This is a genomic window from Caballeronia sp., from assembly GCF_049581465.1.
Lineage (GTDB): Bacteria > Pseudomonadota > Gammaproteobacteria > Burkholderiales > Burkholderiaceae > Caballeronia.
The window spans coordinates 1-1,593 of the sequence record NZ_JBAUSA010000249.1 but is presented as its reverse complement, the minus strand read 5'-3'; the positions used below and the strand labels follow the sequence as shown (position 1 = coordinate 1,593).

The window sequence follows — 1,593 nt, the reverse complement described above, 5'->3', positions numbered from 1 at the left end:
GCATGTAATCCAACCCATGGTCGGAAGATCGCATCCTGCCTCGCGCTTTATCCGTGTTTCAACACGCGCGAGAGCACCGCTTCTTCTAGCGCGGCAAAGCCTTCCGACGTACGCGATCGCGGTCGCTGCAAATCGATCGCAGCGTCCAAGGAAATGCGGCCCTCCTCGATCAGCACGATCCGCTCGCCGAGTGCCACCGCTTCCTGTACGTCGTGTGTGACAAGCAGCGCCGTAAAGCCATGCTCGCGCCACAAGCGCTCGATCAGCGCATGCATCTCAATGCGCGTAAGCGCATCGAGAGCGCCTAGCGGCTCATCGAGTAGCAATAGATCCGGACGATGCACAAGCGCGCGGGCTAATGCCACGCGTTGTCGCTGGCCTCCGGATAGCTGAGCCGGCCAATCGCGTTCACGCTCGCTCAAGCCCACTTCCGCGAGCGTGGCACGGGCGTCGTCGAGCGAGCTGCGTGGCAAGCCCAGCATCACGTTCTGCAGCACGGTCTTCCATGGCAGCAACCGCGCATCCTGAAACATGATGCGCGTCTGCAACGCACTTGCGCCATTTGCCGCAATGCGATCGACGGCCCCGCCGCTCGGTTTTTCAAGGCCCGCGATCAGGCGCAGCAACGTAGACTTGCCGCAACCACTACGCCCGACTATCGAGACGAAACTGCCACGCTCGATCGAAAAGTCGAAGTTGCTTAAAACCTTTCGGGTTCCGAAATGCTTGTCGACACCCCTCAATGCAACAGCAACGTCATGAGTTGTCTTCACCGGCGAGACTGGCGGGACCGGCGGGACCGGCGGGACCAGCACGCGGGCGGGCGCGACAACTTCTGCCTCGACTTCGCCCAGTTCGATCGAAGGATAAGTCAGGTTCACGGTTTTGCTCCCTTTTGATACGCCGGGTGCCAGCGCAGCGTCGCGCGCTCTATCGCTTTAGCAAACATGTCTGCAAGCTTGCCTAGCAATGCGTACAACAAGATGCCGACCACCACCACGTCCGTTTGGAGGAACTCGCGCGCGTTCATGGTCATATAGCCAATACCCGATTGCGCCGAAATGGTTTCGGCCACGATCAGCATGACCCACATCAAGCCAAACGCGAAACGCACGCCCACGAGAATCGATGGCAACGCACCCGGCAGGATCACGTCACGATAGAGAGCGAAGCCCGATAAGCCGTAACTGCGCGCCATTTCAATCAGGTCACGATCGACAGACCGTATGCCGTGATAGGTATTCGTATAGACCGGGAAGAACACCCCCAGCGCGACGAGGAAAAGCTTTGCCTCTTCGCCAATGCCGAACCACAGGATCACCAGCGGAATCATCGCTAGCGCCGGAATGTTGCGGATCATCTGCACAGTCGAGTCGAGCGCAATCTCGGCGGACTTGGAGAGTCCAGTGGCCAGGCCAAGCACGAAGCCAATCCCGCCGCCGATCGCAAAGCCCACCAGCGCACGCCACGCACTGACCTTGACGTTTGCCCATAGGTCACCCGATTGAGCGAGCGACCACGCCGCCTTCACCACAGCGAGTGGCTCCGGCAGGACGCGCGACGACAAGCCTCCCGAACGCGCCGCGCATTCCC

Annotated in this window: 2 protein-coding genes; both read right to left on the bottom strand. The window is 60.4% G+C overall.

Annotated elements, in window-relative coordinates:
* Positions 1-47 precede the first annotated feature (47 nt).
* On the bottom strand, positions 48-881 hold the full coding sequence (locus tag WCA53_RS06195) for an ATP-binding cassette domain-containing protein (protein WP_423906966.1): 834 nt from the start codon (positions 879-881) through the stop codon (positions 48-50).
* The coding region (ssuC, locus tag WCA53_RS06190; RefSeq protein WP_423906963.1) for an aliphatic sulfonate ABC transporter permease SsuC at positions 878-1,593 on the bottom strand (716 nt) is incomplete at its 5' end. The genes WCA53_RS06195 and ssuC, both read right to left, overlap by 4 nt.